The sequence below is a fragment of the Microvirga sp. TS319 genome (assembly GCF_041276405.1).
In the GTDB taxonomy this organism is placed as follows: Bacteria; Pseudomonadota; Alphaproteobacteria; order Rhizobiales; family Beijerinckiaceae; genus Microvirga.
In genome coordinates this window covers 2,270,567-2,293,514 of sequence record NZ_JBGGGT010000002.1, presented here as the reverse complement: position 1 = coordinate 2,293,514, position 22,948 = coordinate 2,270,567, and the positions used below count along the sequence as shown (strand labels likewise).

Annotated in this window: 26 protein-coding genes; 16 read left to right on the top strand and 10 right to left on the bottom strand. The window is 62.8% G+C overall.

What is annotated here, in order from left to right; translation table 11 throughout:
- Position 1 precedes the first annotated feature (1 nt).
- Positions 2-1,075 (bottom strand): ABC transporter ATP-binding protein, encoded by a 1,074-nt coding sequence (locus tag AB8841_RS20125; RefSeq protein WP_370437576.1) that lies wholly within the window; start codon positions 1,073-1,075, stop codon positions 2-4.
- Between the two features lie 12 nt (positions 1,076-1,087).
- Complete coding sequence (locus AB8841_RS20120) at positions 1,088-1,846, bottom strand: SDR family oxidoreductase (RefSeq protein WP_370437575.1); 759 nt, start codon at positions 1,844-1,846, stop codon at positions 1,088-1,090.
- Between the two features lie 335 nt (positions 1,847-2,181).
- Here AB8841_RS20120 and AB8841_RS20115 point away from each other — a divergent pair, with 335 nt between their 5' ends.
- The 4 genes from AB8841_RS20115 to AB8841_RS20100 all read left to right on the top strand — a co-directional run bounded on the left by AB8841_RS20115 (position 2,182) and on the right by AB8841_RS20100 (position 5,787).
- Positions 2,182-3,387, top strand: a complete 1,206-nt coding sequence (locus tag AB8841_RS20115; RefSeq protein WP_370439324.1) for a sugar ABC transporter substrate-binding protein — start codon at positions 2,182-2,184, stop codon at positions 3,385-3,387.
- 63 nt (positions 3,388-3,450) lie between these two features.
- Positions 3,451-4,329: a carbohydrate ABC transporter permease gene (locus AB8841_RS20110; protein ID WP_370437574.1), complete on the top strand. Its 879-nt coding sequence runs from the start codon at positions 3,451-3,453 to the stop codon at positions 4,327-4,329.
- Complete coding sequence (locus tag AB8841_RS20105) at positions 4,326-5,153, top strand: carbohydrate ABC transporter permease (protein WP_370437573.1); 828 nt, start codon at positions 4,326-4,328, stop codon at positions 5,151-5,153. The genes AB8841_RS20110 and AB8841_RS20105 overlap by 4 nt, the downstream gene beginning before the upstream one ends.
- A 319-nt stretch (positions 5,154-5,472) precedes the next feature.
- Positions 5,473-5,787, top strand: coding sequence for a hypothetical protein (locus tag AB8841_RS20100; RefSeq protein ID WP_370437572.1), 315 nt, complete (start codon positions 5,473-5,475; stop codon positions 5,785-5,787).
- A gap of 63 nt (positions 5,788-5,850) precedes the next feature.
- Here AB8841_RS20100 and AB8841_RS20095 read toward each other — a convergent pair whose 3' ends face one another.
- Positions 5,851-6,234, bottom strand: coding sequence for a hypothetical protein (locus tag AB8841_RS20095; protein ID WP_370437571.1), 384 nt, complete (start codon positions 6,232-6,234; stop codon positions 5,851-5,853).
- Between the two features lie 284 nt (positions 6,235-6,518).
- On the opposite strand from AB8841_RS20095, the gene AB8841_RS20090 reads away from it, so the two are divergent.
- Entirely contained in the window at positions 6,519-7,178 is a 660-nt protein-coding gene (locus AB8841_RS20090; protein ID WP_370437570.1) for an extensin family protein, read from the top strand.
- 79 nt (positions 7,179-7,257) lie between these two features.
- Entirely contained in the window at positions 7,258-8,241 is a 984-nt protein-coding gene (locus AB8841_RS20085) for a L,D-transpeptidase family protein (RefSeq protein ID WP_370437569.1), read from the top strand.
- Positions 8,242-8,258: 17 nt separating this feature from the next.
- Here the strand turns inward: AB8841_RS20085 and AB8841_RS20080 are convergent, their stop codons facing one another.
- Together AB8841_RS20080 and AB8841_RS20075 are read right to left on the bottom strand one after the other, a co-directional pair.
- The gene (locus tag AB8841_RS20080; RefSeq protein ID WP_370437568.1) at positions 8,259-8,534 is read right to left on the bottom strand and encodes a hypothetical protein; all 276 of its coding nucleotides are present in this window, start codon (positions 8,532-8,534) and stop codon (positions 8,259-8,261) included.
- Between the two features lie 222 nt (positions 8,535-8,756).
- A complete protein-coding gene (locus AB8841_RS20075) occupies positions 8,757-9,188 on the bottom strand; it encodes a BA14K family protein (RefSeq protein ID WP_370437567.1) in 432 nt (143 codons plus the stop codon).
- A gap of 326 nt (positions 9,189-9,514) precedes the next feature.
- Here AB8841_RS20075 and AB8841_RS20070 point away from each other — a divergent pair, with 326 nt between their 5' ends.
- The 5 genes from AB8841_RS20070 to AB8841_RS20050 all read left to right on the top strand — a co-directional run bounded on the left by AB8841_RS20070 (position 9,515) and on the right by AB8841_RS20050 (position 14,395).
- Complete coding sequence (locus tag AB8841_RS20070; protein WP_370437566.1) at positions 9,515-10,021, top strand: oxidoreductase; 507 nt, start codon at positions 9,515-9,517, stop codon at positions 10,019-10,021.
- A 2-nt stretch (positions 10,022-10,023) separates the two neighbouring features.
- A complete protein-coding gene (locus tag AB8841_RS20065) occupies positions 10,024-12,171 on the top strand; it encodes an ATP-binding protein (protein ID WP_370437565.1) in 2,148 nt (715 codons plus the stop codon).
- Between the two features lie 12 nt (positions 12,172-12,183).
- The gene (locus tag AB8841_RS20060) at positions 12,184-13,227 is read left to right on the top strand and encodes a response regulator (protein ID WP_370437564.1); all 1,044 of its coding nucleotides are present in this window, start codon (positions 12,184-12,186) and stop codon (positions 13,225-13,227) included.
- Between the two features lie 439 nt (positions 13,228-13,666).
- Positions 13,667-14,047, top strand: coding sequence for a hypothetical protein (locus AB8841_RS20055; RefSeq protein ID WP_370437563.1), 381 nt, complete (start codon positions 13,667-13,669; stop codon positions 14,045-14,047).
- A gap of 153 nt (positions 14,048-14,200) precedes the next feature.
- Positions 14,201-14,395: a hypothetical protein gene (locus AB8841_RS20050; RefSeq protein WP_370437562.1), complete on the top strand. Its 195-nt coding sequence runs from the start codon at positions 14,201-14,203 to the stop codon at positions 14,393-14,395.
- A gap of 175 nt (positions 14,396-14,570) precedes the next feature.
- On the opposite strand, the gene AB8841_RS20045 is transcribed toward AB8841_RS20050, so the two are convergent.
- Positions 14,571-14,780, bottom strand: a complete 210-nt coding sequence (locus AB8841_RS20045) for a DUF2842 domain-containing protein (protein WP_370439323.1) — start codon at positions 14,778-14,780, stop codon at positions 14,571-14,573.
- Positions 14,781-14,905: 125 nt separating this feature from the next.
- On the opposite strand from AB8841_RS20045, the gene AB8841_RS20040 reads away from it, so the two are divergent.
- Positions 14,906-16,006, top strand: coding sequence for a COX15/CtaA family protein (locus AB8841_RS20040; RefSeq protein ID WP_370437561.1), 1,101 nt, complete (start codon positions 14,906-14,908; stop codon positions 16,004-16,006).
- Between the two features lie 278 nt (positions 16,007-16,284).
- On the opposite strand, the gene AB8841_RS20035 is transcribed toward AB8841_RS20040, so the two are convergent.
- Positions 16,285-16,701 carry a DUF1236 domain-containing protein gene (locus AB8841_RS20035; protein WP_370437560.1) on the bottom strand — a complete coding sequence of 139 codons (417 nt, stop codon included), beginning with the start codon at positions 16,699-16,701 and terminating at the stop codon, positions 16,285-16,287.
- A gap of 425 nt (positions 16,702-17,126) precedes the next feature.
- On the opposite strand from AB8841_RS20035, the gene AB8841_RS20030 reads away from it, so the two are divergent.
- The gene (locus tag AB8841_RS20030) at positions 17,127-17,804 is read left to right on the top strand and encodes an AAA family ATPase (RefSeq protein WP_370437559.1); all 678 of its coding nucleotides are present in this window, start codon (positions 17,127-17,129) and stop codon (positions 17,802-17,804) included.
- Between the two features lie 207 nt (positions 17,805-18,011).
- On the opposite strand, the gene AB8841_RS20025 is transcribed toward AB8841_RS20030, so the two are convergent.
- The gene (locus tag AB8841_RS20025; RefSeq protein WP_370437558.1) at positions 18,012-19,295 is read right to left on the bottom strand and encodes an O-acetylhomoserine aminocarboxypropyltransferase; all 1,284 of its coding nucleotides are present in this window, start codon (positions 19,293-19,295) and stop codon (positions 18,012-18,014) included.
- A gap of 99 nt (positions 19,296-19,394) precedes the next feature.
- On the bottom strand, positions 19,395-19,919 hold the full coding sequence (locus AB8841_RS20020) for a CoA-binding protein (RefSeq protein ID WP_370437557.1): 525 nt from the start codon (positions 19,917-19,919) through the stop codon (positions 19,395-19,397).
- A gap of 49 nt (positions 19,920-19,968) precedes the next feature.
- Between AB8841_RS20020 and AB8841_RS20015 the strand changes: the two genes are divergently transcribed.
- Positions 19,969-20,415, top strand: a complete 447-nt coding sequence (locus tag AB8841_RS20015) for a PaaI family thioesterase (protein WP_370437556.1) — start codon at positions 19,969-19,971, stop codon at positions 20,413-20,415.
- 320 nt (positions 20,416-20,735) lie between these two features.
- Here AB8841_RS20015 and AB8841_RS20010 read toward each other — a convergent pair whose 3' ends face one another.
- Complete coding sequence (locus tag AB8841_RS20010) at positions 20,736-21,368, bottom strand: glutathione S-transferase family protein (RefSeq protein WP_370437555.1); 633 nt, start codon at positions 21,366-21,368, stop codon at positions 20,736-20,738.
- 279 nt (positions 21,369-21,647) lie between these two features.
- Between AB8841_RS20010 and rplM the strand changes: the two genes are divergently transcribed.
- Positions 21,648-22,112, top strand: coding sequence for a 50S ribosomal protein L13 (gene rplM, locus AB8841_RS20005; protein ID WP_370437554.1), 465 nt, complete (start codon positions 21,648-21,650; stop codon positions 22,110-22,112).
- Between the two features lie 3 nt (positions 22,113-22,115).
- Positions 22,116-22,592 carry a 30S ribosomal protein S9 gene (gene rpsI / locus AB8841_RS20000; RefSeq protein ID WP_370437553.1) on the top strand — a complete coding sequence of 159 codons (477 nt, stop codon included), beginning with the start codon at positions 22,116-22,118 and terminating at the stop codon, positions 22,590-22,592.
- The last annotated feature ends 356 nt before the right edge of the window (positions 22,593-22,948 follow it).

Here is a 22,948-nt window from a genome sequence, read left to right as displayed (position 1 = left end):
GTCAGGCTCCCGGGAGGCGCAGGCCGGTCGCGGCATCGAAGAGATGGACCTTCGCCGGATCGACCGAGAGGCGGAGCGCCTCGCCCGGATCGAGAGCGATCCTCTCGCGGAGCACGGCGCGCACCTCGGCTGCGCCGACATGCCCGTAGATGTGGCTTTCCGATCCGGTCGGCTCGATAACGTCGACCACGAGCCGGATCGGCCCTGCCGGGTCGACCCGGTAGTGTTCCGGCCTGATGCCGAGGCTCACGCCGGCGCCGTCCTGCACAGGCGATCCCGCGACCGGCACCATCGTGGCGTCCGGGAGGCGGGCGGAGATTCCTTCGCCCGATCGCACAATCGTCGCGTCGAGGAAGCTCATCGCGGGGGAGCCGAGGAAGCCCGCGACGAAGACATTGGCGGGCCCGTCGTAGAGCTCCAGGGGCGTGCCGACCTGCTCGATGCGGCCGCCGTTCATGACGACGATGCGGTCGGCCATGGTCATCGCCTCGATCTGGTCGTGCGTCACATAGACGATGGTGCTCTCGAACTTGTGGTGCAGCGCCTTGATCTCGGTGCGCATCTGCACCCGCAGCTTGGCATCGAGGTTGGAGAGCGGCTCGTCGAAGAGGAAAAGGTCGGGGTTGCGGACGATGGAGCGTCCCATGGCGACGCGCTGACGCTGGCCTCCGGAAAGCTGGCCGGGCCTGCGGTCGAGATAGGCGCCGAGATTCAGGGTCGAGGCCGCGCGCGTGAGCTTCCGCGCCGTCTCCTCGGCGTTCTCCCGGCGGATGAGCGGGCCGAAGGTGATGTTGTCCTTGACCGTCATGTGGGGAAACAGGGCGTAGGACTGAAACACCATCGAAATGTTGCGCTTCTGCGGCGGCACCTCGTTGGCGCGGCGGCCGCCGATGCGGATCTCGCCCTCGGAGACCGTCTCCAGTCCGGCGATCATCCGCAGCAGGGTCGACTTGCCGCAGCCCGACGGGCCCACGAGAACGACGAACTCGCCGTCCTCGACCGACAGGTCGATCCCATGGAGGATTTCGAGAGTGCCGTAGCGCTTCTTCACATTGTCGAGGTGGAGATCGGCCATCGGGCGCTCCGCTCACCTGATCGCGTCGATGAAAGGCAGGTTGCCGGCCATGAGGCCGCCATCCACGGGCAGGGCGACGCCCGTGATCCCGGCCGAAAAGGGCGACGCGAGAAAGACCGCCGCATTCGCCACGTCGGCGGGCGTCACCATGTGGCCGAGGGGATAGAGGCGCGAGACCTTGTCGAGAATTCCGGGATCCTTCTCGATCCGGTGATCCCATGCATGCGTGCGCACGGAGCCCGGGCAGATCGCATTCGACCGGATGCCGTGTCGCCCGCATTCCGTCGCGATGGCCCGGGCATAGGCCACCAGGCCCGCCTTGGCCGCCGCATAGGCGGGATTGCCGAAATGGGCGAGGGCGTTCACGGACGCGATGAAGACGAACACGCCGGAACCTCTCGCCTTCATCGGCTCGAGGAACGGCGCAGTGAAGTTCCGCGCCCCGTTGAGATTCACGTCGAGTTCGAAATTCCAGGCCCGGTCGTCGACCTGTTCGAGGGTCTCCGCGCGGGTATAGCCCGCATTGCTGACGACGATATCCGGCAGGCCGACGCGCTCCTGAATGCGCGCACAAGCCTTCCTGCACGCATCGGCATCGCCGAGGTCGAACGCCTCCCTGTCGGCCACGTCCAGCGTATCGAGCGCCTCGGCCGAGACGTCGCAGGCGACAACCCGTGCGCCGGCGTCCCGAAACCGCTCGACCATGGTGACGCCGATGCCGCCACCCGCGCCCGTAATGACGGCCAAGCGGCCTTCCAAGCTGTTCTTCAACGGACTGCTCCGAACTGCTCCATGCCTTCGAGAGCGATAAGGCTGAAGCGATTTATGTAAATTAGCAACATCAAAGCCAGGAATATACGTAAGTATAGCCTTGCCTAAGTAATTATCTTTCACAACAATGCAGGCTGCCGGGCTGCTTTTCTAAGGTGTGTCTATGGTGTGCGGCCCTCAAGCATTTTTTCGGCGAGGTGGATCCGGTTCGCCGTCCAAAAATGCGGCAAAGCAAAGAAAAGAGCTCCTTCCACGTCGGTGGAAACAGCTCTAGCAGAGGGAACATACACGTGAAAACACTGCACAAGAACACCTTCTTCAACCTCAAGGGACTGATGCTCGCGGGCGTCGGGGCCATCGCTCTCTCGGCGACGGCGAATGCGGGAACGGTCCGGATGACGGTCGCGGAGTATTCGGCCAAGACCGGGCCTTATTTCGAGCAGGTGGCCAAGGACTTCGAGGCCGCCAATCCGGGCATCAAGATCCAGTTCGAAGTGGTGCCGTGGGACAACCTCCTTCAGAAGCTGACCACCGACATTTCGGCGAACGCCAATGCGGACCTGTCCATCATCGGAACCCGCTGGCTCGTCGACTTCGTCGAGCAGGGCATCGCGGAGCCGCTCGACAGCTACATGACGCCTGAGATCAAAGGGCGCTTCATCGAGACGTTCCTGACCCCGTCCGTGATGAACGGCAAGACCTACGGGCTGCCGATTGCCGCGTCCGCGCGCGCGATGTACTACAACAAGGACCTCTTTGCGAAGGCCGGCCTGTCCGAGCCGCCGAAGACCTGGGCGGAGCTGGAGACGGACGCCAAGAAGGTCTCGGCCCTCGGCAACGGGGTCTACGGCTTCGGTCTTCAGGGCAAGGAAGTCGAGACCGACGTCTATTTCTATTATGCCATGTGGTCCTTCGGCGGCGAGATCGTGAAGGACGGGAAGTCGGGGCTCGACTCGAAGGCCGCCGTCGACGCCGCGTCTCTCTACAAGCGCCTGATCGACGAAGGGGCGACGCAGCCGGGCGTGACGTCCTACGCGCGCGAGGACGTGCAGAACCTGTTCAAGCAGGGCAAGATCGGCATGATGATGACGGCTCCGTTCCTCGCGAACCAGATCCGCGCCGAGGCCCCGAACCTCAAATACGGCGTGGCTCCGATCCCGAAAGGGCCGGGCGGGGATCAGGGCACCTACGGCGTCACGGATTCCGTCATCATGTTCCAGAACTCCAAGAACAAGGCCGAGGCGTTCAAATTCCTCGACTTCCTGTTCCAGCCCAAGCAGCGGATCAAGTTCACGATCGACGAGGGCTTCCTGCCGGTGACGAAGGCTGAAGCCGAGGACAAGTACTTCGCCGACAACGCGGACCTGAAGGTCTTCACGAGCCTTCTGCCCATCGCGCGCTTCGCGCCCGTGATCGCAGGCTGGGAGGAGATCGCCGATACGACGACGTCGGCGCTGCAGCGGATCTATCTCGGCCAGGGACAGATCGAGCCGACCCTGAAGGAGGCCGCCGCCAAGGCGAACGCGGTTTTGAAGAAGTAGCCGCGAAAGGGGCCGGGCCCGCCGTCCGGCCCCTCGTCCGTTCGTTCAGCCAGCGGGATGTCAATGACCTCGAAACGGGTGGTCGCGCCCTACGTTCTCATCCTTCCCAGTTTCGTCCTGGCGGCCCTCATCGTCATCTGGCCCGTCAACGAGCTGGCGCAGCTCGCAAGCCACAGCGTCAACCGCTTCGGCCAGCTGCGCGACTTCGTGGGCATGGCGAATTTCCGCGCGCTGCTCGACGATCCGAACTTCATCGACGCGCTCTGGCGAACCGGGATCTGGACGATCGGCGTGGTGGGAGGCGCCATCCTCTGTTCGGTGCCCGTCGCCCTGGTCCTGAACGAGGATTTCTACGGACGCGATCTCGCCCGCGTGCTCGTCATGCTGCCCTGGGCGGTTTCGCTCACCATGACGGCCATCGTCTGGCGCTGGGCCCTGTCGGGCGAGAGCGGCATGCTGAACTCGGCCCTCATGGATTTCGGCATCATCGACGAGAACATCCAATGGCTCGCGGAGGCGAGGACCGCCTTCCCGATGCAGATCCTCATCGGCATCCTCGTGACCATTCCGTTCACCGTCACGATCATCCTGGGCGGCCTCGCCTCGATCCCGGACGATCTTTACGAGGCCGCGGCCCTGGAGGGGGCAGGGCGCTGGGAGCAGTTTCGCTACATCACGCTGCCGCTCATAGCGCCGTTCCTGAACATCGCGCTCGTGCTGAACACGATCTATGTGTTCAACTCGTTCCCGATCATCTGGGCGATGACGCAGGGCGGCCCGGCGAACTCCACCGACATTCTCGTCACCTATCTCTACAAGGTCGGGTTCCGGCTTGGAAAACTCGGTGAGGCCTCCGCCGTTTCGCTGGTGATGTTCGGCATCCTGCTGGTCTTCACGCTGATCTATGTGCGGCTCACCGCGTCCAGGGGAGCGAAAGCATGAACTCCGCCAAGCTGCGCCGCTCGCTCGTCTGCTGGCTCATTCTCTCGCCGATTGTCGTAGCGGCGCTCTTTCCCTTCGCCGTGATGGTGATCACGGCCCTCAAGCCGAGCACGGAAGTGCTGACGCCGACCTGGTGGCCCTCCCGGCTCGCGTGGGAGAATTTCCGGACCATGTGGGCCGCGACGAATTTCGGCAATGCCCTGAGGAATTCGCTTTACGTGTCCGTGCTGGCGACGCTGGGATCGCTGATCGTTTCCATCCCGGCGGCGTATGCCCTGACCCGCTTCGACTTCAAGGGGCGTGAGTTCTACCGCCAGTTCCTGCTGGTCACGCAGATGCTGTCGCCCATCGTCCTCGTGGTGGGGCTGTTCCGCCTGATGGTGGCTCTGGGGGTGATCGACAACATCAACGCCGTGACCGTCGTCTACGCAGCCTTCAACATCGCGTTCTCGGTCTGGATGCTGCAGAGCTATTTCGCCACCATCCCGGTCGATCTGGAGGAGGCGGCCTGGATGGAAGGGGCAGGGCGGGCCAAGACCCTCGTGAAGGTGTTCCTTCCCCTTGCCGTGCCCGCAATGGTGGTGACGGCGATCTTTACCTTCATCAATGCGTGGAACGAGTTCGTCATCGCCCTGACGCTCCTGCGCTCGCAGGACAGCTACACCCTTCCCATTCAGATCTTCTCGCTGGTTTCGGGCCGCTACACCGTGGAGTGGCATCATGTGATGGCCGCCACCTTCGCGGCGACGATCCCGGTCGCGATCGCCTTCGCATGGCTGCAGCGCTTTCTCGTGCGCGGCCTCGCGCTGGGAGCGGTCAAGTAGAGCATCGGGCGCAAAAGTGGGCACCGGTTTTGCGTGAAAAGATGGTCGAGCAAGTAGAGCATCGGGCGCAAAAGTGGGCACCGGTTTTGCGTGAAAAGATGCTCAAGCAAGGAGAGCATCGGGCGCGGGAAGTGGGAACCGCTTTTGCGCGAAGAGATACTCGAAAACATCGACCATGACGAAGCCGCCGGACGGGACGCCTCGACGGCACGCTTGCGGCGCCGAGCTTCATGCCCATTTACCTTGTGTCTTAAGGCTTTGGCGACGCCGATCTTCTATCGGGAGGCTGGTCGAAGAATTCCCAGCAAGGAACAGGACAATGGCTCTGACGGGGCGTTTCAACCTCCGGAAATCGTTTTCCGGACGGATCATCTTACAGGTCGAGGAGGAGGTGAAGAGCGTGTGGAGCCTCTTTTCGCGGGAGCCCAAATTCCGCAGGCGCTGGCGTGACGCGAAGCCCATGGATCTTGCGGCGGCGGAGCTTCGCGCCCTGATGGATCTCCGCAACCGTCCCCGGTACGTCTCGCAGGCCTTCGAGCCGACGCAGATCGTGCGGTCCGGCCTGCGCGCGGAAGAGGCGAGGCTGCCCAGCCCGATCCGGCCCGAGGACGTGCGGTCCGGGGCCACCCATTAAGAAGACCCGGTAAGAAGACCCATTCACGAACAGGGCCGCTCCCATGGGGTGGCCCCGCGGCCCTCAGGCGGCCTGCTCGTCCACCACGGGCGGGTCGATCAGCTCCCAGTTGGCGAACAGGTCGATATTGGCGTGACCCGGCATGGTCGTGTCGAGATACAGCAGGATCTCGACCCAGGGCCGGCCATAGGCGCGGGGCGTGACCTTCGTGACCTGGCCGAAGAAGCCGGTGAGCGGGCAGCGGACGAACTCGCCGATCTCGGGCCACCGGTTCTGCTCGTATTCCAACTGCTGTTCGGCGTCCTGGAGCTCGGCCCGGAGGCGGGCCACCCTCGCCTGGAGCTCGGCGGTGCGTTTCGTGGCATGGGTTTCCTGAAGCTCGTGGAGCTTGGAGCCCAGCTCCAGTCCCTCGCCATACTCTGCGGGCGGAAGCGAAATCAGGCTCATCACTAGTCCTTTCCCGGCGGCGGAACGTCTCGCCGCGAGACGAAGATCTTCAAGGCTCAAGAAAATGTGGTGCGAGCCCGAGATGAGGGCAAGACATCCAAAGGGATGACGGAACGCAAGCTTGCCGACGCCGGTTGTCAGGCATGGCAAAGCTTGTTGGGAAATCTTCAAGTTCGAAAGAACACCGCTCCGAACGACCCTCGCCGCATGCGGCATTGCCTTTGATTCTCGCTGTCGCGCTTGTCTTCCCTTGCGGCGCTTTCGCTCAGGAGGCTCCGCCTCCCTTGCCGCCGCCACGGCCGAAGGGGCTGACGCCGCAGGTCCAGGAGCAGGTCCAGGAGCAGGTCCACGAGAGGCAAGGGCCGCCGAAACCGGAGGCCCAGGAGGGAAAAGCCGCGTCTCCGAGCGAGGCCGACCTGGCTTGCATCGGACGGCTCGAGGCGCTCGGCCTCAAGTTCGAGAAACGCCCGCCGGTGGAGGAGAACGATTGCCGGCTCGGTAACCCTGTATCGGTCCTGGCGCTCGCGAACGGCGTCGACGTCGCGCCGGATTCGCTGATGGAATGTCAGTATGCGGAAACGCTCGCCCATTGGGTCGGCGATGTCGTCGGGCCCCGCGCGAAGGAGCATTTCCAGAGCGCGCCGACCAGGCTCCTCATCGGTACGTCCTATCAGTGCCGGGATCAGCGCTCGGGCGGCAAGCGGAGCGAGCATGCGTTCGGGAACGGCGTGGACGTGATGGGGTTCGAGTTCGACAAGAGGTCCCCGCTGACGATCACGTTCCAGCCCGAAGGCTCACCGGAGGCCGCGTTCCAGTCCGCCATCCACAAAGGGGCCTGCGAGATCTTCAAGACCGTGCTGGGGCCCGGCGCGGATGCCGACCACGGCAACCACCTGCATCTCGATATGCGGGCGCGCAAGAACGATTACCGAATTTGTCAGTGAGGGCGAGGAACGCTCGACGGGCTTCGGTCTTTGACAGGAAGTCCGCCCCGTTCCGGGGGCGCACGGTGCGGAGTGAAGAATGAGAGTTCTGGTATGCGTGGCGTTCGGACTCCTGTGCATGACGGGAAGTGTCGCCGCTTCCTCGCGGGATCTGACCATGGAGGCGGTGAACGAGGCCTCGGACCCGTCGGCTTCCACAGAGAACGATGTCAGTCCGATCCTGATCAAGGCGCAGGTTCTCCTCGACCGCGCCCGTTTCTCTCCCGGCGTCATCGACGGGCGCAATGGCGAAAACGTCCAGAACGCCATCAAGGCCTTCGAACGGGCGCATGAACTCGATGCCGATGGAAAGCTCGACGAAGCGCTCCTGGCGAAACTGAACGAGACGTCGTCCGACCCCGTCCTCATGTCCTACACGATCGCCGGGGACGACGTGAAAGGGCCCTTCACGGCGATTCCGGAGCGGATGGAGGATCAGGCCAAGCTCGAGCGGCTGTCGTATTCGAGCCCCGAGGAGCTGCTGGCGGAGAAATTCCACATGGACATCGATCTCCTCAAGGAACTGAACCCGGGCAAGCGCTTCGACAAGGCAGGGGAAACGATCGTCGTGGCCAACGTCGCGTCACCGGACGGCGAAAAGGATCGGCCGAAGGCGGAGAGGGTCGAAGTCATCAAGAACGAACACAGCGTGCGCGTGCTGGGCAAGGATGGCGCCGTGCTGGCGGTCTACCCCGCTTCGATCGGCAGTGAAGAGAAGCCCGCGCCCACGGGCAGCTTCACGGTGAGGGCCGTCGCGCATAATCCCGTCTACACCTACAATCCGGATTATGGATTCAAGGGCGTGAAGGCGAAGGAAAAGTTCGAGATCAAACCCGGGCCCAACAACCCTGTCGGAACGGTCTGGATCGACCTTTCGATCGAGTCGTACGGCATCCACGGAACGCCGGAGCCGGAAAAGGTCGGGAAAGCCTATTCCCACGGCTGCGTGCGGCTGACCAACTGGGACGCGGAGGACCTCGCGGGAATGGTCAAGAAAGGGACGCCAGTCGATTTTCTCGACTGACGCCGCGACACCATTTCTCAATCGTCGTTGGCGGAGTTCAATTGGTCGGGCTTCAGACCCTCGTCCACTTCAGTGTCGTGCATTTTGACGAGCCATTCGAGTTGCTCCTGCACGAAACTGGGGTCGCTGTGAAAGCGCATGGCGCAGGCCACGAGGAAGATTGCCATTTCCGGAAGGTCTTCGTCGCCCATGTCCGGCAGGACAAGCTCCAGCTCCGTCATGTTGCTGGCCGTCACGATGGCTGCCTCGTTGGGCGGAATGACGGTGCCGCTGCTGTCGGGGGGAAGGGCCATGAACATTTCCTTCGGTTGGGTTTTGCGGGTTCCTGGCTGTTTTAGAGCATCGTTCCCAAAAGTGGACTCCATTTCGGGAAACGATCCAGTGCTGACAGCATGGATGAGCGCATCGTTACGAGCGGCCTTATGCTGCTGCAAGACGCGCCTGTTCATCAAAAAAGGCCCGCCGCGGTGCGGCGAGCCTGCCTCGAAAGCGAGCCTGCATCGAAAGAATGCCGGTTACGGGTAGGTACAGACGTACCGCATGCCGTTGGTCGCCAGGAATGTACCCGAAGCCGGATCATAAGAGCGGTACTTGCGGGCGCAATAGGCGGCCATCTGCGGATCGACCGTGCCGGGAGGCGGGGGCGGAGCGGCCTGCGCCTGACTGCTGGCGATTGCGCCGCCGATCAATGCGCCCGCGGCGAGGCCCACGGCCCCTGCCGCCAGGGCGGAGCCGCCGTCGTGGCGGCGGTAATGGCGGTGATAGTAGGGCGGCGGAGGACGATATCCCCGGTAGGGACGGTATTGAGTGTATCCTTCGTTGGGATAGGATTGATCGATTGAAGGAAGCGCACGCTTCTGGAGCGGTTCCGCCTGAACGGGCAGGCTGGAGACGAGGAGGGCTCCAAGAATGCCGGCGGTTCCAAGAGTTACGGCGAATTTGCGCATTGGGACTCCTGATCTTGCGGTTCGGCAGCATCGAAAGGCTGTCGCGGGCCGACGTTACACCGCCCCATGCCGAGGTTGCAAACGATACCGGATTTTCCGCCATGCGCGGCACATGGCGGAATAAATCGCCTGCAATGATAATGGCTTATCGCCTCCAAGATTCAGCGGCCTCCTTTGGAATGGGCACGTTTCACGGGGGCCGAAGCAGGATATACTGGACCCTTCGGCTCCAGGGGTGGCCGTGCGGCCGAGGCAATGCCCTGGATTTTTATGGTGAAATCGTCCAGATAGCGTATGTTCTAACATAATATTTCAGCGGGGATTCCATGCGGTACATCCGACTCCTGGGGCTGCTGGCGAGTTTTCTGGGATGGAATTCCTTTGCAGGAGCGGCGGAGCCCTTGCCGCTGCCGACGGGACCTGTGCTGCTGACGATTTCCGGCAGGATCGACCGGACCAATGCCGGGCAGGAGGCCCGGTTCGACCGGGAGATGCTCGAAGCCCTGGGGGCGGCCTCGATCACGACCTTTTCCATCATGTCGGCCACCCGGCAGTTTTTCGAGGGTGTACCCCTACGGTCCGCCCTGGAGCGGGTGGGAGCCAGCGGAACGTCCATCGTCGCCTCGGCCCTCAACAGCTACAAGATCACCATTCCGCTCGAGGATCTGAAATATGAGCCGATCATCGCCATGCGGGTCGACGGACAGGTCCTGAAGCTCCGCGACAAGGGTCCCCTGTGGATCGTCTATCCGCGCGATGAGCATCCTGCTCTGCAGACGCCGATCTATGACGCCCGCTGGATCTGGCAGTTGAACAAGCTGCGTGTCGAGTGACCATGAAACTGAATCTCAGCAACCACAAGGCGGGATTGCTCACGCTTCTGACGACGGTGGTGCTCGCCGTCTCGCTGAGTTTCGCCGTCGTGCGGCTGTTCGATATCGAGCGCGACCTGCGCAGCGAGGACACCCATGCCAACCTCTGGATGATTTCCCAGGCCCAGTTCGAGGCAGCCCTCATGGCCGAAAGCCTGGCCCGCTCTGCCGCCGGCGAAGACTTCGCCGATCCCGAACAGGCCCCGGACTTTCGCTTGCCGATCCTCATCAGCCGCGTCGCCGTTCTGCTCGAGGGGCCCCAGGCCGAGATCATCGCCAAGGTCGGCCTGTTGGGCGATCTGAAGGTCGGTTATCTTCAGCTCACCCTCGCCGAGACCCTGGTCGGGCAGACCATGACGCCGGAAGAGGCCGCGCAATTGCGCGTGCAGGTCCGGGATCTGGGCTACACCCTGCGGGACGCCGCCAACGACGTCATGCTGCTCAACCGGACGGACACCGCGTTCAAGCGGGCCATGTATCTGCGGGTGGTGCTGGAGAGCCTCGCCTTTCTCACGGGCATTTTCCTGAGCGCGGCATTTCTGCTGGTCAGATTGTTCAGAGGCGTCCAGGAGGCCAGTCAGGCCAAGCAGCTGCTGCGCCAGGAGCAGGAGCTTTCGGATCTCGTCATCAACAACGTGAGCAACCAGGGCATCGTCATGTTCGACGAGAAACTCGAATGTCTGCTCTGGAATCCGGGCATGGAGGGCCTGCTCAACGTCAGGCCCGACGAGGCCATCGGCCGCCTGATGCAGGATCTCGACCCGCTGTTCTCGAAGCCGGAGATGATCCGCTCCCTCAATCTCGCGATCGAGGGCGAGAGCACGATCTTCGAGGACGAGACGAGCAGCGAAACGGGCGGCCAGGAGCGCTGCCTCGAGATCAACTGCTTTCCCGTCTCCATGGCGCAACGCAAGCTGGGCATCGCCTTCGTGCGCGACGTGACCGAGCAATGGCTCGCCCGCAAGCAGGCCGAGCGCGAGAATTTCGACCTGGAGATCAAGGTCCTTCAGCGCACGGCCGCCCTGAGGCAGGCGGAGCGGCGCCTGATCGCGGCCATCGAATCGGCCTCGGAGGGGTTCGCGGCCTTCGACTGGACCGGCAGGCTTCTTTTCGCGAACGAACAGGTCTGGGCCGCCGCTCCCGTGGCGCTCTGGTGTCGGGAGGAGATGAGCCTGCCGGTCTTTCTGCGCTGCTTTGCCATGTGCGAAGGCGCGGATCAGCGGCTTCTCGTGACACAGCCCCCCTTCGAGGAGATCGAGGTCGACGTTCTGATCAAGAAGGACATATGGGCCCATCTGTCCGTCTCGAAGGCCGACGGAGCGACGATCTTCGTGCGGCTCACCGACATCTCGGCCTACAAGCAGGTGGCGAAGGCGCTCCAGTCGGCTCTCGATCGCGAACGTGTGACGACAAACGCGTACCGCAACTTCGTCTCCATGGTGTCTCACCAGTTCCGGACACCGCTGGCGATCCTGGACTCGAGCGCGCAGCGAATTCTCCGGCGAGGGCCGGATCTGACATCGGACGAGCTCTTGGGCCGCATTCAGAAGATCAGGAACGCCGGCAATCGCCTGACCCGCCTCGTCGAGAGCGTCCTGAATGCCGCCAAACTCGACGAGGGCCGGATCGAGCTGAATCCGGAGCCCTGCGATCTTGTTCAGCTCGTCATGGATATCGGCGAGCGGCAGAGCGAGCTGAGCTCTCACTCCAAGATCCTGTTTCAGGTCCCCGACCAGGCCATCCGGGTCTATTGCGACACCATGCTGATCGAGCAGGTCGTCATCAATCTCCTGTCGAATGCCGTCAAATATTCAGGCGAGCAGCCGGTCGTCGAGATCAAGGTCTGGGCCGAGGGCGCGCGCGCTTTCTGCTCGGTTCGGGACTGGGGCATCGGCATCCCGGCCGATGAATTGCCCAAGATCTTCGATCGCTTCTACCGCGCGAGAACCGCCACGGGGATCGCCGGCACCGGGATCGGACTGAATTTCGCACAAAGGATCATGCACTTGCACGGAGGAGATATCCAAGTGGAAAGCTACGAGGCCGAGGGCTCCCTGTTTACGTTTGACCTGCCGCTGTCGCATGCCGACCAGGCGCAGCAGGCTGCTTGAGTGACGAAACCCATGAATCATCAGAAAACGATCCTTTGCGTCGAGGACGAGGACGATTTGAGGACGGACCTGGCGGAAGAGCTGGAAACCGCCCATTACCGTGTCCTCCAGGCGTCCAACGGCAATGAAGCGCTCCGGCTGCTCGAAACGGAGCGTCCGGATCTCGTGCTCTGCGACATCACCATGCCGGGCATCGGCGGCTACGAGGTCCTCAAGGCGATCCGCGAGCAGGGGGACAAAGCGGATGTTCCCTTCATCTTCCTGACGGCCTTGGCCGAGCGGAACGATGTACTCGTCGGAAAGCAGGCCGGCGCGGACGACTATCTCGTCAAGCCGATCGATTACGAGATCCTGCTCGCCACGATCGCCGCCCGCCTCAGTCAGGTGGCCCGCGTCCAGTCGAGCGCCGTCAGCCGCGCTGAGGAAGCCTGGCAGGAGGTTCTCAGGTCGTCCCGCGGGCAAGCCGTGGAGGCGCTCTACAAGGCGACCTTCGCGTTCGACCGCTTCCTCGTCGGCGTCGTGATCGTCGACGAAAAGGGGGAGGTCAGGCTCATGAACAAGGAGGCCGAGCGCATCATCGGGGAGAACGACGGCATCGGCGTCTCCTCGGGCATTCTGAGGGGCGCCGCCGCCAAACAGAATGCCAAGCTCTACCAGGCCATCGAGAAGGCCTTCGAGGAGGAATCCCTCGACGAGATCGTGTCCTTCCCGCGCAGCTCGGGCGGGCGTCCCTATCTCGTGCTCGTGCCCGGACAGCGCTTTTCCGCCAACGAGCGTCCGGAAGCGGTCGTGCTGCTCGTCATCGACACCGAGCAGCGCACCAAGGTATCCGGGGATACGCTGGTGCGGCTCTACAATCTCACCCCGTCCGAAACACGGGTGGCGCTGCTGCTCATCGACGGTAAGCGTCTCGACCAGATCGCGGAGGAACTCGAAGTCGCCCAGACCACGGTCGTGTTCCACCTGAAGAACCTGTTCAGAAGGACCGAGACGAACCGGCAGGCGGATCTGGTGCGCGTCCTGCTGTCGGTGCCGTTGCGGACGGCAGCAGATTGACCGGCCGCAGGGGTAGGGGCGTCCGAGCATCGGATGCGGGACGTGGGCACCGGTTTTGCGTGGAAAGATGCTCAAGACCGCGGACTTGATGTACCGGACGCGACATCGAACCCATATCCGACGCTGTCACCGCTCATCGTCATGGCCGCCTTGGTTTATGGCCATCGACGTCTTGATGCACCGCACCAGGTCGAAGACGTGGATGCCCGGCTCAGGGCCGGGCATGACGGGGATGATGCTTCCACGAGAGAACAGCGCATCGGACGTGGGTTCGATGTCGCGTCCGATGCCTTAAGAGAGTGTTTACCGTCTCGTTTGAAACAGAGTTCGGTCCGAGCGTTGCCACAATCCGTTCAGCTTCCAGTGAGGTTTGCGGCCCTATAGTCCCTGCCAAGAAAGGGCGAAAGGAATTCTCCCTCCTGCTTGTAGGTGACGAGCTATGAAGGTCTTCAATCTCTTCTCCGGCACGACGGCCGCTCTGGCGCTGGTGGCTGGCCTGGCCGCCGCTGAGCCGGCAGCCGCACGCGATCGCATGTCTCCGGGGGCCGCTGCCGCCGTCGGCGTTCTGGGAGGGCTTGCGGTCGGTACCATCGTCGGGGCGACGGTTGCCCAGCAGCCCGCCTATGCGGCTCCTGCTCCCGTTTACGTGGCGCCCCCTCCGCCCCCTCCGCCGGCCCGCGTCTATGTGGAGGAGCCGGCTCCCATCGTCTACCGCCCCGCGCCGCGCCGGGTCTATGTCGAGCGCTGCACGACCGAGCGGTTTCGCGAATGGGTTCCCGGCTGGGGCTGGGAATACCGGACCCGCCAAGTTTGCAACTAAGACATGTGCAACTGACAGGATCCCTGCCGGATCGAGAACGGGCCCGCTTCAAGCGGGTCTTTTCTTTCGAGGGCGCGTCTTTTCTATCGAGGAGCGGAGAAACCGCGATTCCACTGTCGCGTTGACGGATGAGACGACACCGAGAGACCCGTCATGAACAATCCATCGCGCGATCAAGCCGCATCCGAGCCACCGAAACTCAATCCCGGCGACCAGGCCGAGCCGGGCAGTCCGGGCACCGGCGAAAATGTCTGTCCCGAATGCAATGGCAGCGGGCGGATCGGCGCAACGGCCTGTCCGATATGCGGCGGCACGGGCAAGATCATCGAAGGGATCGGCGGAGCCTAGATTTTGGATCCGATTCTCTAGCGCGTCGTGCGGACCCGGCGGGCCGCGCCAGCGAAAAGTAGACCCGGTTTTCACGAACGTGGCCCTTAGGGTCCGCTTAAACGATGCGCTGCTCTAAGAAGGGAGCACCGGATCCAATCCCAAAAGTGCAGGTCCACTTTTCACGTCCGATGATCTAGGACTTGTCCGGCTTGGCCATCCACCGCACGAGCGGCATCAGCGGCACGATCCAGATCAGGCCGAGCACGATATAAGCGAGGGTCTGGATCAGCTTTGGCGCCTCGGTGATGCGGCCCTCCGCCAACGCCATGGCGAACAGCGCATAGGTGATGATGAACAGCAGCATCGCCACTGTCCCGATCAGTTTGCGCCATCGCATGCCCATGATGAACCCTTCCGGCCCCGCCCGAGGGCGGTGCGTCACTGTCATTGATTGCCCTTCGGCGACCCAGCCTCTATGTGACAAGCCGTAACCTGGGTTCAAGTCCTAAATTGCCAGTGAGAACGAGCATGGCTGTCGCAGCCTCACCCGATGGCGTGTCCTTGACGCGCCTTCCCGAAAGCCAATCGCCCGAAAGCCAATCGCCGCCCGTCCGGTCCCCGACTCTCGTGAGAACCTGGATCTACGCTCTGGCCGCCCTGGTGGTGCTGATGATCGCGGTGGGCGGTGCCACCCGTCTGACGGGCTCGGGCCTGTCGATCACGGAATGGAAGCCCGTGACCGGCGCGATTCCGCCTCTGACGGAGCAGGCCTGGCAGGCCGAATTCGAGAAGTATCAGCAGATCTCTCAATATGAGCTCGTCAACAAGGGCATGACCCTGTCCGAGTTCAAGTTCATTTATGGCTGGGAATGGGGGCACAGGCAGCTCGGCCGCCTGATCGGCCTCGTCTTCTTCGTGCCGCTGGTCTGGTTCTGGCTTCGCGGGACCATCAAGGGCCGGCTCGCGCTGACATTGCTCGGCATCGGGGCGCTGGGAGGGCTGCAGGGAGCCATCGGCTGGATCATGGTGGCGTCCGGTCTCGAGCCCGGCATGACCGCCGTCGCGCCCATCAAGCTCGCCCTGCATCTGACGGTCGCGAGCCTCATTCTGGTCTGTCTCGTCTGGGTGGCCGCAGGGCTGAAGGACCGCAGCGCGTTGCCCGCCGAGAAGGGGATCGGCTTCGCGCCCCGTATTCTCGTGCTCCTGGTTCTGGCGCAGATCGCCTTGGGAGGGCTCGTTGCGGGCTCGAAGGCCGGATACACGTACAATACGTGGCCGCTCATGGACGGTAGCCTGATCCCGCCCCCGTCGGCTTTGTTCTCGGTCAAACCCTGGATCGAGAACTTCGTGGACAATGTCGTGCTGGTTCAGTTCAACCACCGCATGCTGGCCTATCTGGTTGTCGCCTTCGCGCTCTGGCATGCCTGGAGCCTGCGCCGACAGGCGCCGGGATCCGGCGCCGCGCGCCGCGCCACGGGCATCGCGGGGCTTGCCCTGGCCCAGATGGCGCTCGGAATCGCGACCCTTCTCCTCGTGGTGCCGCTTTGGGCGGGGCTTGCCCACCAGGTCTTCGCCATGGCGGTGCTTGCCATGACGGTGGTTCACGCCCGCGTCAGCGTGGTCCGGTAGAGCATCGAACCCAAAAGTGGAAACCATTTTTGGGATCAATTCGATGCGCTCTTCTTAGAAAGAGCGCATCGTTCCGGCGAAAAACCGGGACCACTTTTTCGCACGATGCACCGGAGCATCGAACCCAAAAGTGGAAACCATTTTTGGGATCAATTCGATGCTCTCTTCTTAGAAAGAGCGCATCGTTCCGGCGAAAAACCGGGACCACTTTTTCGCACGATGCGCTAACAAGAAGGGCGGCCCGAAGGCCGCCCTGACTCCGTCATCCTGCGTAGAGGTTAGCGGATGACCTGGACGATGCGGTGGGTGCCGGGATCGACCAGAACCGGGGTGTCGTTCACCACCGTGTAGCGGTACTGAGACACGCCGTACTCGGCCGGAACCTCATAGTACCGGACGCCCGAGGTCGGCAGCACCGTGCCCACGCGAACCTCTTCCTGATAGCGGTAGGACGGCACGTCCTGCTGAATGACGTACTGACGGAAACGGGGCTGAGACTCGCCCGCCAGGCCGCCGACGATCGCGCCCGTCACGCCGCCGACCGCCGCGCCGATCGGGCCGCCGACGATCGCGCCGCCCACGGCACCGGTCGCTGCGCCAGCCGCGGCGCCACCGGCAGCCGGGTCCTGGGCGAAGGCGCCTACGGGGGCGAGCGCCACGAGAACAGCGCCTGCAAAGAGAATCTTCTTCGACATGTGTCAGCTCCATTTCACTGGTTAAGTCGGGAGCTTAACGACTAAGCAAAAAGGTGGTTCCGTGACCGGTATAAAGTTTCAGAAAGGGGTGCTTTCGAGGAAATAGTCCTGGCTGGCCGCCCTTGCCGGAAGCAAAAATCTTGTGCCCCGTTCCTGACATAGTTGCCGATTGTCTATTCTGATCAGTCGTTTAGGATTCGTCCTTCATATCCCGGCGGAGGTCCGTCAACGCTTTACAAGCCAGCAAATCTTCCTGACGATGCGGTATGCAGTTTTGCCAGCCCGCGCGTTCTCCGCTTGGGGATATGCACAGAGGGATCGAAGGTGGAATTAGGAAATCAGGTCTTGTTCTGCTACAGATGAACAATATTAAGCTCGCGTTAACAGAGGGCTGCGGGCTTTCTTAGGCTTATGAGGAGTCAGGCATGAATGTGCTGGTCTTTGCTTCGCGGAAAGGCGGCTCTGGTAAGAGCACGCTCGCTGCTCATCTTGCGAGCTACATTGCCAACCCGTCGCGCAAGACGTTGTTGATCGACAACGACCCGCAGGGTTCCCTGTCCCTATGGCATAAGATTCGCGATCAGGAGCATCTCAGCCTGAGGCACAATGTGCGCAACCTCGGCGAGGCCCTGAAGGACGCCAAGCGGGAAGGCTACGAGTGGGTCCTGGTCGATACGCCGCCCAACAAGTCCAACGTCGTCGCCGAATCCATCCGGCATGCCACCCTCGTGATCGTCCCGACCCGGGCGAGCCTGTTCGATATCGCGGCCCTGCAGGATACGGTCCAGATCGCGCGTGAGCTGCGCAAGCCCTATGCGGCCGTGATCAATGCCGCTCCGGCCAAGCACGGCGATACGGAATCGCCCGTGGTGACCGATGCCCGCGGCGCGCTGAATGCCCTGCAGGTTCCTGTCTGGGCAGGCCAGATCACCCATCGTCCGGAGCTGACCCTGGCTCTGGCGACAGGCGAGGGCGCCAGGGAATACGAGCCGAACTCTCAGGGTGCCGAGGAGATCGGGCGCCTTTGGACGGCGCTGGAGCGCTCTCTCAACGCCATTCACGACACCTACAAGAAGACCAGCGGTTCCTCACGCGCCGCGTGACCGGGATCCGGATTTCCTTCAACAAAAAGGGCGGCTCGAAGCCGCCTTTTTTGTTGCCTGCTTGTCGCGATTTTTCGTCATGAGCCCTTTCCGTCATGGCTGGACTTGATCCGGCCATCCACGTCTTGTCTCTTGCTGCGGCTCCGATGACGTGGATGCCCGGCTCGAGGCCGGGCATGACGAGGAATTAGCCCTATCGAAGAGTTCCTAGGCCGCGTCGAGGGCCTGGTTCAGGTCATCGATCAGGTCTTCCTTGTCTTCGAGGCCGATGGAGAGGCGCACAACCTCCGGTCCGGCACCCGCCAAGGTCTTCTGTTCGTCGGTGAGCTGCCGGTGCGTGGTCGAAGCCGGGTGGATCACCAGCGAACGCGTGTCGCCGATATTCGCGAGATGCGAGAACAGCTTGAGGTTCGAGACCAGCTTCACGCCCGCCTCGTAGCCGCCCTTGAGACCGAAGGTGAAGACGGCGCCGGCGCCCTTCGGGCAGTATTCCTTGGCAAGGTTGTGGTAGCGGTCCGACGCGAGGCCCGGATAGCTGACCCAGGAGATCTTGTCGTGGTTCGCCAGATGCTCCGCCACCGAGAGGGTGTTGTCCGAGTGGCGCTGCATGCGCAACGGCAGGGTCTCGATGCCGTTCAGGATCAGGAAGGCGTTGAAGGGGGAGAGGGCGGGGCCCAGATCACGCAGGCCCAGGACGCGGGCCGCGATGGCGAACCCGAAATTCCCGAAGGTCTCGCCCAGCACCATGCCGCCATATTCCGGACGCGGCTTGGAGAGCATCGGGTAACGGTCGTCGCCTGCGAAGTTGAACGAGCCGCCATCCACGATCAGGCCGCCCACGGAGTTGCCGTGACCGCCGAGGAACTTGGTAGCGGAGTGCACGATGAGGTCCGCGCCGTGCTCGAACGGGCGGATCAGGTAGGGAGTCGCCATCGTGTTGTCCACGATGAACGGAATGCGATGCTTCTTGGCGATCGCCGCGATGGCCTTCAGATCGACGATCACGCCGCCCGGATTGGCGATCGATTCGACGAAGATCGCCTTGGTGCGCGGCGTGATGGCGGCCTCGAAGGTCGACGGATCGTCGGAATCGGCCCAGACCACGTTCCAGCCGAAGTTCTTGTAGGCATGGTTGAACTGGTTGATCGAGCCGCCATAGAGCTTGCGGGCCGCGATGAACTCGTCGCCCGGCTGAAGCAGGGTGTGGAAGGTCAGGAACTCGGCCGCGTGGCCCGAGGCGACCGCCAGGGCCGCCGTGCCGCCTTCGAGTGCCGCGACGCGCTCCTCGAGGACCGCGTTGGTCGGGTTGCCGATGCGGGAATAGATATTGCCGAAGGCCTGGAGGCCGAAGAGAGAGGCCGCATGGTCCACGTCGTCGAAGACGAAGGACGTGGTCTGGTAGATCGGCGTCGCCCGTGCGCCGGTCGCGGCATCGGGGGCGGCCCCCGCATGGATGGCAAGCGTATCGAAGCCCGGCAAACGGTCAGTCATGGCAGAAGCCCTTTTTCCTCTTGAGGACGTTGTTCTGTTCTCTATAAAGAACGAATTGTTCGTCCGGTCAAGGTGGGGGCAGGGCGCCTTTTTGAAGACTTACGGACGATTGAGGCTGAGCTTCTGAAAGCCCTTGCCCGAAAGCACCGGCTTCTTGGCGCTGAGCATCCGCGAATTCACGCCCTGCCAGGAAATCTCGCCGGAGAGGCGCCCGAATTCGATCTTGGGGCAGCGGTCCATCACCACCTTGATGCCCTTGGCCTCGGCTTTCGCGGCCGCGTCGTCGTTGCGGACGGAAAGCTGCATCCAGATCACCTTCGGCAGCGGATCGAGCGCGAGGGCTTCGTCCGTGATCGGACCCGCCGCCTCCGAGTTGCGGAAGATCTCGACCATGTCGATGGGGCCGGGCACCTCGGCGAGCGAGCCGTACACCTTCTTGCCCAGCAGTTCCGTGCCGGCGATTCCCGGATTGACGGGAATGACGTCGTAGCCCCGCTCCAGCAGGTATTTGGTCACGATCCAGCTCGGACGGGCGGGATTCGCCGAAGCGCCCACCAGCGCGATGGTCTTCGTGCCGTTGAGAATGCCGCGGATGTAATCGTTCGGGTAATTGCTGTGATCCATGGGGGCAACGTATGGGATAGGCCAGGGCAGTTCAATGAGCATTTGACGCATGGCATCCCATCATCCCGTCATGACGAAGGACGATCTGATCGCGTTCCTGGATCGCGAGTTTCCACAGATGCATATGGGAGGGCAGACCTACTTCCTCGAAGAGATCGGGCCACTCTCCGCCCGCATGCGCATGGACTATCACGACCGCCATCTTCGCCCCGGCGGCACGATTTCGGGGCCTGCCATGATGACCCTGGCGGATCTCGCGCTTTATGCCGCGATTCTCGCCCATGTCGGTCCCGTGGCGCTCGCCGTCACCACGAGCCTCAACTTCAACTTCCTGAGAAAGCCCGAGCCGCGCCCGCTGATCGCGGAATGCCGCCTCCTGAAGCTCGGGAAGCGGCTCGCCGTGGGCGAGGTCTCGATGGTCTCGCAAGGCAGTTGCGAAGTGGTTTGCCATGCGACCGGGACCTATTCGATTCCAGAGGGGCAGCGAGGGAGGTAGAACTCGATGACGCGGCTTATTTTTGTATGTGCGGGGATATGGGCCGGGGTTGGTTCGCTGACCGCTGCGCCGGCATTGGCCGAGTCAGAGGCAAGGTGGGAGGCTAAGAACGCCTACACTCTGTGCGGAGGCGCCGTTAACGGCTCACTGTCTTGGCCTTCAAAGCCCGAAGATGCCTGTCGGGCTCTTCATATGTGCGCGAACGAGGCGCAGCTGACCTCCGAGCAATATCGTTCCTTGCTGGCCGAGATCCGGCGAGTGCCGGATTGCCAGGCTCCTTGAGCTGCCTCTGGGCGACTTGAGGGGAGTGAATCCCAAGTCTAGCCCTTCTGCCGGGCAGCGGCCAAAGCATCGTCGATCTCCCGCGCCCGCATCGCGGCCGGGCGGCTGCTGATCCGCTGCCAATAGGCTTCGAAGGCAGGGCGCTTTTCGAGGGTGCCGAACATCATGCCCCAGCCGATCTGCGACCCGACATAAACGTCGGCCGCGCTGAAGCGGTCGCCCGCGATGTATTCGGATTGGGTGACGGCGTATTCGAGAGCGTTCACCACATCCTCGACGCTGCCGTATCCGATCATGCCGCGCCGTTCCTGGGGTACCTCGAAACCCAAGGACTTGTTGCTCAAGGCGGCCTCGACCGGGCCAGCGGCGAAGAACATCCAGCGGTAATAGGGGCCGCGGCGACGGTCGCCGTGGGGCGGCGCCAGTCCCGCATCGGGGAACACGTCCGCCAGATAAGCGCAGATGGCTGCTCCCTCGGTGACGACGGTGCCGTTATGAATGATGGTCGGAACCTTGCCCATGGGATTGAAGGCGAGAAAGTCCTGGCTCTTCATGGGGGTGCCGAACTCGAGGATTTCCGTTCGATAGGGCTTCCCGACCTCTTCGAGCATCCAGCGGACGATTCGCCCGCGCGACATGGGATTGGTATAGAAGATCAGATCGTCGGCCATGGTTGGTCCTCGTTCAGGGATGGCGACGCAAACGATAGCTGGAGTGGCTTGGATCGGCAAATGGCATGTGGTTTTATGATACCACAATGGCGGTATTTAGATACCTATATAGATTAAGTTACTGATAATAGGCGCATTTTGCCTATTTTTGATCGTCGTGAATGCCGTTGACTTGCGGCACGAAAGTCACTAAACACCCACTCACTCGCCGCCGCATCTCGCGGCGGTTTGTCGTTTTCAGAACCTGAGCCCTGACGGGCTCCAACGGGAAACAGCGCAATGAAGACTACGACTTCGCTGAAGCCCGCCGAGGTCGAGAAGAAGTGGGTTGTGATCGACGCGAAGGGCCTCGTTGTAGGCCGTCTCGCGACGATCGTTGCCATGCGCCTGCGTGGCAAGCACAAGGCAAACTACACGCCCCACGTCGACTGCGGCGACAATGTTATCATCATCAACGCCGACAAGGTGGTGTTCACCGGCCGCAAGCGCGAGCAGAAGGTGTACTACCATCACACCGGTTATCCGGGCGGCATCAAGGAGCGCACGGCCAGGTTCATCCTGGAAGGCCGCTTCCCTGAGCGCGTGGTCGAGAAGGCCGTGGAGCGCATGCTCCCCCGCGGCCCGCTTTTCCGCCAGATCATGGGCAACCTGCGCGTCTACGGCGGCGCCGAGCACCCGCATACGGCTCAGCAGCCAGAGGTGTTGGACGTGGCTGCCCTGAATGCCAAGAACGTGAGGGCCTAATCCATGGCGACCCTTCAGTCTCTCGCCGATCTGGGCCAGTCCGCCCAGACTGCCGCTCCGGAAGCTCCGAAGCATGTCCAGAAGCTCGACTCCCTGGGTCGCGCTTACGCCACCGGCAAGCGTAAGGACGCTGTCGCTCGCGTGTGGATCAAGCCCGGCTCCGGCAAGATCATCATCAACGACCGCGCCGTCGAGGTTTACTTCGCTCGTCCGGTTCTCCGCCTGATCCTGTCGCAGCCGCTGCAGATCGCTCAGCGCGAAGGCCAGTACGACATCGTCGTGAACGTCAACGGCGGCGGCCTCTCCGGCCAGGCCGGCGCGGTCCGCCACGGCCTCGCCAAGGCGCTGACCTACTACGAGCCGGAGCTTCGCGGCCCGCTCAAGAAAGAAGGCTTCCTGACCCGCGACCCGCGCGTCGTCGAGCGCAAGAAGTACGGCAAGAAGAAAGCTCGCCGCAGCTTCCAGTTCTCGAAGCGCTAATCGCTTCCAGGCTCTATTTTTCAAGGAAGGGCGGCTCTCGGGCCGCCCTTTTTGTTTGCTCGGGCGTCGTCTTCCACGCTCCGCCGTCATCGCCCGCGCGCCCGGCATACCGGGGTGAACTGGGGTCTATTGCCGTTGCGGCATCGGACGTGAAATCCGCACCCGCATCCGATGCTTTTCCGCTGGGCTCGCCAAATGCTCCAGCACCATGTGGGGCTTCCGGCAATCCCCCGCCATGCGGTCCGAACCCGCCCGACGGTCGCTCTCCCCCTCGCCAGGATCGCCGCCGACCCCCGGGGAATGAGCCGCCGCCGCGTAGTGGCTCAGATGGATGGCACAGAGAGTTTGAAAGAACA